The following is an 8,372-nucleotide window of genomic DNA, read 5'->3' as shown; positions in this document are numbered from 1 at the left end:
TATTTAAAATAGTTTATTAATTATTCCATGGCCTTAATCTGCTCCAGAGTTTCTTTTACGGCGACCTCAACAGACTGATCGCTTGTATACCTGCTTTTCCAGCCCAGTTTTTTTAACTTTGTTATGTCCAGGTATGTCTTCTTCACATCGCCCTTCCAGCCCCTGCCATTAATTCCTCCGGTAAAAATATATTTAACATTTTTTAGTCCCATACCGCTTACAACATAATCAGCAATTTTTCTTACAGATGTTGTTTCATCATTTCCAAGGTTTATTATATCCGTTCTACTTAAATTTTCATGCACATAAATCATTGAGTCAACACAGTCAGTAACATGCATGTATGATTTTTCCTGTGTTCCATCACCAAGTATTTCTAGTTCTTTATTATTTTTTAATAGTTTATGTATAAAATCATATATTACGCCGTGTGTAGAATTCCTGCCAACAATATTTGCAAATCTGAATATCGTCCCCCTTATTCCATAATAATGTGAATATGCACTTATAAACCCCTCATTGGCCATTTTTGATGCTCCATATGATGATATCGGCAAATACGGTCCATAGTTTTCAGGTGTTGGCATGATATTAGCCTCACCATAAACCGTTGATGACGATGCAAATAATATTTCCTTTACATCCTTTTTCCTCATGTATTCAAGTATATTCTGTGTAACTATAACATTATTGTTAAAATCCTTTATTGGATCCTCTGATCCATATCTAACATCCGAATTTGCGGAGAAGTGAATAATAATGTCAATGTCATTAAGGGATTCAAGATCATATTTTAACAGATCGCCATTTATAAATTTAAAATTTTTATTGCGATAAAATCTTTTGATAAACCTTTCACCAACATGGTTATTAAGATTATCAATAACAGTGATATTGTTATCATTTATTAGTTTCTCAACCATGTTTGATCCTATAAATCCAGCGCCACCTGTTATTAGAATATTTTTGTTTTCCATGAACCTATATAAATAAGTAAATGATAATTCTTTTTATATCTTAAACAAATTACTAGCCATGACATATTACTTCAAATGCAGGGATTTGGGATGGGATTGTTCATTTGAGCATCATGCTGAAAAAAGGGAGGATCTTTATCCAAGGATAAGAATACATTTTCACTATGCACATGCAACAAATGAAATTAGCGATGAAATGATGAAAAAAATTGACAGTGTCATTACCGAGGGAGAGAGAAGAGACGATCTTCCAATTTAAGTGTTTAATATGAAGATAGAAAGGATTAAAGGTTTCAGGGATCATTATCCTGAGGATATGGAAATACGCTATTCAGTTTTTACCAGAATAACAAATGTTGCTGAGAATTTTGGATACCAGAGAATAGATTTTCCAAGCCTTGAATATCTTGAAATGTACAAACAGAAATCTGGGAGCGAACTTGTTAGCCAGACCTTTTCATTCACAGATAAGGGTGGAAGGGAGGTTACAATGATACCGGAGGCAACACCATCAACTGTAAGACTTCTAACAGCAAGAAAGGATATACCAAGGCCGGTAAGATGGTATTCATTGCCAAAGGTATGGAGATATGAAGAACCCCAGGAAGGCAGATTCAGGGAGCACTATCAATTTAATGCAGACATGTTTGGTCTGGATTCTGCAGAGGCTGATTCTGAGATCATAGGTCTTGCCGCACAGATACTTGATGAACTCGGGCTTTCAGGTAAGTATCAAATAAATATAAATGACAGACAGGTGATGGAATATATACTTAATGATATGAACATACAAAATATCCATGAGGCATTTTCAGTAATAGATAAATACAGAAAAATAACAAGAGAACAGTTTATTTCCATGATGGCTGAGATTAACGTGGATAAAAAAAATACCGAAAAGATACTTGATCTTCTTTCTGAAAGGCTTGATATTAAAGACTTCGAGAAAAAATTAAAAAGTATATTAAATAATTTTGATGGATTAAAAAACCGTATTGAAAGGCTTAAAACAACATTTTCATATATAAGTTTTTATACAAAAAGTGATATAAAATATGATTTTTCAGTTGTCAGGGGATTATCATATTATACAGGCATAGTATTTGAGGCATTTGACTCGGTTGGTGAACTCCGTGCAATACTTGGTGGAGGCCGCTATGATGGGCTTTCAACACTATTCTCTGATGAAAATATACCAGCCATTGGTTTTGCCATAGGCGATGCAGTTCTTGAAATATTATTGAAAAAATACAATCTCTGGGAGAAATACATGCGCAAGCAGTCATATTATATATGCAATCTGGGATCCCAATTTATTGAATATTCAATTAATTTGGCATCAAAAATAAGGAAAAGTAATAGAATTGCACTGGTGGACATTACAGGTAGAAAATTATCATCGCAGATAAAGAGCGCAGCCGAATTTGATTTTGCATTAATAATTGGAGAAAACGAGGTAAAATCAGGAACAGTAACATTAAAGGATATGAAGACCGGTGAGCAGAAAACAATCGAAGAGGAAGAATTTTATAAATTATTATAATAATTTATCAATCAATCATTTAGGAAAAATTTATATCCATTTTTACTTTTAACTTCTAATGCCTGAAGGTTTTAACTTTAAAGGGATTCGGGCTCTGCTAGGTAAGTTTGCAGAACCAATTATGATAAAACCAAAAAAAGCAAATGGTTTTATTATGACCTTTAAAATGATATTAGGTGCAGGTCTCTTTGGAGGTGTTGTAACATGGTGACTTCTTTTAACTGGAACTGGGATGCATTTGTAATGGTTATCCTTGCCCTGCTGGCTCTGGCCCTTATTGTTTTTGGGGCACTTACTGCATATTTTGGCAGCAGCAAAAGCAGGATAGTAGGATCTGTATTGCTTATTGTTGGACTTGTAATTGGTATATTTACAATATTCGGGTCATCAAGCGTGGCCCATGTTTCATTTGTATACCAGGTGCTTGAGCCTACAGAATTTTATCTAATAGCGTCCATTATTGGCGTTTTAATTGGATTGTTAATATTCCTTGGCGCCATAATGAAGACCTAAAAATTATTATTTATTGAAAACTTTAATAAAATGTTTGTCATGAGGCTACATGGTTAAACCAGAACAGTTCATAGAGGATGCCAAATTACAGATTAAATCACAGCTGAAGGGTAAGGGAATACTGGCATGCTCAGGTGGTCAGGACAGCACACTGCTTTCTGTAATAGCTGGAATGGTTTCACGGGATATACTTGTTATTTTTGTTGACACCGGTTTATTAAGGCTTCATGAGGTGGAAAATGCAGAAAAAATTTTTAAAAAATATAATATCAATTATAAAATTATTGATGCACGGCAGAGGTTCATTCAAAATTTAAAGGGCATTACAGATCCTGAACAGAAGCGGAAGATAGTGGGAAAAACCTTTATAGATGTTTTTGAGGAGGCTGCAAAAGATTTTGGCGCAGAATATCTGCTTCAGGGTACAATAGCACCTGACTGGATAGAAAGTGGCGGGCAGTCCAGAGATACAATTAAAAGCCATCACAACGTTGGTGGACTGCCAGAAAATATGAAATTAAAGCTTATAGAACCACTAAGAGATCTTTATAAGGATGAGGTTAGGGAGGTATCAAAATATCTTGGCATCCCTGAAATTATGCCCTTTCCTGGCCCAGGCCTGTCAATTAGAATAATAGGCGAGGTTACAGAGGAAAAACTTGATCTGATAAGAAAAGCAACAGACATTGTTGAGAGAAATGTTATGGAGAACATGCATGAAAGGCCATGGCAGTACTTTGCCGTTTTACTGCCAGTAAATACAACCGGCGTTCATGGTGATCAGCGTTCATATGGTAAAACTGTTGCAATAAGATTTATTGATACCCTTGATGGAATGACAGGCACCTTTAGCAGGCCGGACTGGAACCTTCTTGAAAAGATATCAACAGAAATAACAGACGAAATCCCTGAGATTAACAGGGTTGTTTATGACATAACAAATAAACCTCCGGCAACAATAGAATGGGAATAATTATATAATAATTTATAATCATAGATAAAATAGGTAGATTTACATGATGGAAGAACAATTACTGATACCAGAAGAAGAATACCAGAAATCTGGTGTCCATATTGGTACACAGATCAAATCAAAGGATATGGATAAATATATATTTAAAATTAGGAACGATGGTTTATACATATTAAATATTAAAAAGACAAATCATGCAATAATAGAAGCAGGAAAAATGCTGGCAAGATACAAACCAGAGGATATCCTTGTTGTGGCCCAGAGACAGTATGCATTCAGACCGGTTGCTAAATTTTCTGAAATAGTTGGGTCAAACTCCATAATAGGCAGGTTTATACCCGGAACATTAACCAATCCGATGCTCAAATCATATTCAAGCGCCAAGGTAATAGTGATAACAGACCCGCTTGCCGATACACAGGCAATGAAGGAGGCAATTAAAATAGGAATACCCATAATAGCACTCTGCGATGCCAACAATAAAACCGACTTTGTTGATTTAATAATTCCAACAAACAATAAGGGAAGGATGTCTCTTGCCCTGATATACTGGCTTCTTGCAAGGGAGGTTTTAAAGGATCGCGGCGACATAAAAACATATGACGACATGCAGGCAAAAATAGATGATTTTGAGGTCCAGATTTAAATATCTTTTATCCTTTTCATTTCTATATATTTTATTTCATTGTTTATAAAGCCGGCAAAAACCATTGATTTTCTAACACTTACTGATAACCTAACAGCCCTGCTAATTTTATACCATTCTTCTTTATCTATTAAACCAATTAAATATTCGGCATGCATATCCATGGATTCAGAATAAATCCTAAAGTGTTCTCCATATTTAAATCCACTTTTTACAATAAAATTTCTTTTAATTAAATCAGCATATAGTTTTTCCTCAGGTGTCATAATTTTATTTTCAACAAATCTTCTTTCAAAGTTGTTTAATATGTTTAAAGAATAAAATTTTTCCCCGAACCATTCAGGGGTGTTTAATGAATAATATATGCTGCCTGCATTTTTAATGCATATTTTTTCAGGCATATTCTCAGCCATCCCCATGGGGTCTATATGTTCTGTCATATGATATGTGATGCTATGGTCCTCATCAAGAGTAATAAATATTCCCGGAGTTTCATTGTATAGTTCCTCAAATGATACAATATCTGTTTCCCTTTTTAAAATTACAAAATTTGTATAATCCGATTTTTTTGTCTTTTTATAATAAAATTTATTTCCATTTCTTTTTATGTAAAATCCCTTATTCTTTAATATTTCATATACAATGTATATGTATATATCATCTGTAAAGATATTATTTAGAAAAAAATCCAGGTCATTACCATTTAATGATTCAATTTTACCCTTTAAAAACAGGTATAAGGCCTCACATGGATCTAGAAAAAAATCTCCATTTAAGAATTTGCCTATATGATACTTGTTTATAATCTGGGATATACTTATATTTCTTAATTTAAACTCAAATTTCCCACAAAAAATTCCCATTTTTGCATATCACTTATTTTTATTATAAATTTTGTTAAATGTTTTTTCTATAAGTTCAGACAGGATTGGGGAAAAATCCTCCTTTGTATTGTATAAATAATATGATACACCATAGCTTCTGTAGAATTTATCAAGTTCCGGAATCCAGAATTGGGATATATACCTTAAATCAGACTTCATTGCAACCAGGAATATCTCAGAATCTGAAAACAGCTTTACAAAATCTCCGGCCATTTTTAGACTATTTGCATCTGTTATATCCACAGTTAACAAAATAAAAGTGGATTTTGATATAAATTTATCAGATTTTAATTCAAGTGGCGTTTCATAAAAAAGGAGGTCTATATCATATTCATCATCATTTATCCTGCCCTGCACCTTTTTTCTTATAAAACCTTTGGGTGCCACAGGTTTATCAGAGTTATAAACAGCTGCAGATATTAGTGAACTTTTACCCGAATTTTTTGCTCCTGTAACCGTGACCTTCCAAATTGCCTTTTGAACCATTGGCTTTTAATTAATAACCATTATAAAATATTTTTTTATTTTCTTATTCCCATAATAAAAATTTATATATCGTCTTAATATAATTAGCCATGAGTTTTGAATTTTCTGATAACTTAAGGAAGATGAAATCCTCTGAAATTAGGTCTCTATTGAAGTATGTGACCATGCCCGGTATGATATCGTTTGGTGGGGGTCTTCCAAATCCGGAAACTTTCCCCTCCGCAGAACTTAAGGAAATTATGGATGATGTTATAGAGAATTATGCATCCCAGGCTCTGCAGTACGGACAGACAGACGGATTACAGCTGTTAAAAAATGAGATAAGGAAATTTCTAGATAGGGACGAAAATATAAAAACAGATACAGATAACATAATGGTCACCACCGGTTCACAGCAATCACTTTATGCCCTGTCAAAAATATTTGCAAATCCTGGAGATTATGTTATTACAGAGGCACCAACATACGTTGGGATGATATCATCACTAAATGCCAATCTTGTTAACTCAGTATCTGTAAAAATGGACTCAAATGGTATGATTATTGAAGAACTTGAAAAACAACTTGAATATCTAAAATCCATTGGAAAGAAACCAAAGTTCATATACACAATACCCACATTTCAAAACCCTGCAGGATATACAATGACTCTTGATAGGAGAAAACAGCTTTTGGAGATAGCATACGAAAATAATATACCGGTCATAGAGGATAATCCATATGGTGATTTAAGATATTCTGGAACAAAAATTCCCACATTAAAAAGCCTTGATGACCATGATATTGTTACATATCTTGGCACATTCTCAAAGGTGATGTCACCCGGATTAAGAACCGGTTATACAGTATCACAGCCTGAGGTCCTATCAAGATACAATATACTTAAGCAGGCCCTTGATCTGGCAAGTGATTCGTTATCCCAGTACATAGCATATGAGTATCTTAACAGGGGAATAATATATAAGCAGATACCAAAAACCATAGAACTCTATAAAAAGAAGAGGGATATAATGCTGGAATCACTTGATGAACATGTAAAGGACGCTGTCTGGTCAAAGCCTGATGGTGGAATGTTCCTATGGTTAAAACTTAACCATAATATAGATACATCAAAAATGCTTGAAAGGGCACTAAAAAATAAGGTTGCATATATTACAGGTTCTGCATTTTATCAAAACAATCCAGAAATTAACACCATGAGGCTTAATTTTACATATTCCTCTGATTCTGATATAGTGGAGGGTGTCAGGAGGCTTGCAAAAACTATAGAGGAGGAGGTTAAAAACTGATCTTTAAATTTTAAAATATTGGATGGAGTTAAATGTCACATAGAGATATTTTAATAATGTTTTTTTAATTTCCTTATATGTATACTTTGGTGGGTGGCACCTTTAACCATTTTCATAAGGGCCATGAATTAATGCTCAGAACAGCAATAGATACCGGATGCAGGGTGATTATAGGCCTTACCAGTGATGATTATGTCATTGGAAACAAGGAATTTATAATAAAATATCGAACAAGGCTAAAAAGGCTAAAAAAATTTATGGATAAATATACAGATAATTACGAAATTCATGAACTAAATGATAAATTTGGCGAGACATTAAAAATAAAAGAGGCAAATCTCATTGTTTCTCCGGAAACATATTCAACCGCGATTTATATTAATAATAAACGCAATGAAATGAATATGAGGCCATTAAACATAATTAAGGTGCCCTTTGTTCTGGCAGAGGATTTTTTTCCAATTAGCTCCACAAGAATTGAATATGGTGAAATAACAAGAACAGGCAAGAGGAAAAATCCAATTAAAATCTCAATATCCACAAATAATAGTTTAAAAACAATGGCGCTTAGGGATTTTTTAAATAAATTCATGAAAAATTTTGATGTTATTGAGAATCATGAGTATGAAACCGATACAGATCAGCCATACGGTGACGATACGCCAAGGCTCGCAAGGCTCCGTGCCATGAAGGGTTTAAGGGATAATGATTATTCCATTGGCATAGAATCTGGATTGTTTTATAATAAAATAAACAATGTTTATTATGATTTCCATTACTGTGCTGTAATAGACCGTTATAGCAGAATAACCACAGGCGTAAGCAGTGGATTTGAACTGCCTGAAGATATTGTTGATGTGGTAAGGTCAGGCCTGTCCGTATCCGATGCAATAAAGGAGATATATAATATACCTGATATCGGTAAAAGGGAGGGTATTATAGGTTTAATATCAAATTACAATATAAAAAGGTATGACCTTATAATGGAATCCATTAGAAATGCCTTTATAGTGAGATTCAGGCCGGACCTTTATAATATATTTGATTTTAGATGGATGAAA

The 8,372-nt window shown here is 33.8% G+C and carries 11 protein-coding genes; 8 read left to right on the top strand and 3 right to left on the bottom strand.

Going from position 1 to position 8,372, the window contains the following annotated elements; genetic code table 11:
* Positions 1–20: 20 nt before the first annotated feature.
* On the bottom strand, positions 21–977 hold the full coding sequence (locus tag AOG55_RS07365) for an NAD-dependent epimerase/dehydratase family protein (RefSeq protein ID WP_055041104.1): 957 nt from the start codon (positions 975–977) through the stop codon (positions 21–23).
* A gap of 58 nt (positions 978–1,035) precedes the next feature.
* Here AOG55_RS07365 and AOG55_RS07360 point away from each other — a divergent pair, with 58 nt between their 5' ends.
* The 6 genes from AOG55_RS07360 to rpsB are packed head-to-tail and all read left to right on the top strand — an operon-like array spanning position 1,036 to position 4,652.
* Positions 1,036–1,236 carry a DUF1059 domain-containing protein gene (locus tag AOG55_RS07360; RefSeq protein WP_048101987.1) on the top strand — a complete coding sequence of 67 codons (201 nt, stop codon included), beginning with the start codon at positions 1,036–1,038 and terminating at the stop codon, positions 1,234–1,236.
* A 9-nt stretch (positions 1,237–1,245) separates the two neighbouring features.
* Complete coding sequence (gene hisS / locus AOG55_RS07355; protein ID WP_048101986.1) at positions 1,246–2,520, top strand: histidine--tRNA ligase; 1,275 nt, start codon at positions 1,246–1,248, stop codon at positions 2,518–2,520.
* Positions 2,521–2,578: 58 nt separating this feature from the next.
* On the top strand, positions 2,579–2,731 hold the full coding sequence (locus AOG55_RS09405; RefSeq protein ID WP_156150333.1) for a hypothetical protein: 153 nt from the start codon (positions 2,579–2,581) through the stop codon (positions 2,729–2,731).
* Complete coding sequence (locus AOG55_RS07350; protein WP_055041103.1) at positions 2,725–3,033, top strand: hypothetical protein; 309 nt, start codon at positions 2,725–2,727, stop codon at positions 3,031–3,033. The genes AOG55_RS09405 and AOG55_RS07350 overlap by 7 nt, the downstream gene beginning before the upstream one ends.
* 49 nt (positions 3,034–3,082) lie before the next feature.
* Positions 3,083–4,006 carry a glutamine-hydrolyzing GMP synthase gene (gene guaA, locus AOG55_RS07345; protein ID WP_055032593.1) on the top strand — a complete coding sequence of 308 codons (924 nt, stop codon included), beginning with the start codon at positions 3,083–3,085 and terminating at the stop codon, positions 4,004–4,006.
* 46 nt (positions 4,007–4,052) lie between these two features.
* Positions 4,053–4,652 carry a 30S ribosomal protein S2 gene (gene rpsB, locus AOG55_RS07340; protein ID WP_369796406.1) on the top strand — a complete coding sequence of 200 codons (600 nt, stop codon included), beginning with the start codon at positions 4,053–4,055 and terminating at the stop codon, positions 4,650–4,652.
* Here the strand turns inward: rpsB and AOG55_RS07335 are convergent.
* Positions 4,649–5,515 (bottom strand): hypothetical protein, encoded by an 867-nt coding sequence (locus tag AOG55_RS07335; protein ID WP_048101982.1) that lies wholly within the window; start codon positions 5,513–5,515, stop codon positions 4,649–4,651. The two genes, rpsB and AOG55_RS07335, sit on opposite strands and share 4 nt — an antisense overlap.
* Positions 5,516–5,524: 9 nt before the next feature.
* Positions 5,525–6,022, bottom strand: coding sequence for a GTPase domain-containing protein (locus AOG55_RS07330; protein WP_048101981.1), 498 nt, complete (start codon positions 6,020–6,022; stop codon positions 5,525–5,527).
* 89 nt (positions 6,023–6,111) lie between these two features.
* Here AOG55_RS07330 and AOG55_RS07325 point away from each other — a divergent pair, with 89 nt between their 5' ends.
* Both AOG55_RS07325 and AOG55_RS07320 read left to right on the top strand, forming a co-directional pair.
* A complete protein-coding gene (locus AOG55_RS07325; protein WP_048101980.1) occupies positions 6,112–7,311 on the top strand; it encodes an aminotransferase-like domain-containing protein in 1,200 nt (399 codons plus the stop codon).
* Positions 7,312–7,388: 77 nt separating this feature from the next.
* The coding region (locus tag AOG55_RS07320; protein WP_048101979.1) for a pantetheine-phosphate adenylyltransferase at positions 7,389–8,372 on the top strand (984 nt) is incomplete at its 3' end.

This window comes from Acidiplasma cupricumulans (assembly GCF_001402935.1).
Classification (GTDB): Archaea; Thermoplasmatota; Thermoplasmata; order Thermoplasmatales; family Thermoplasmataceae; genus Acidiplasma; species Acidiplasma aeolicum.
Note: the sequence above shows the minus strand (reverse complement) of the source record. Positions and strands in the feature narration are given on the sequence as shown.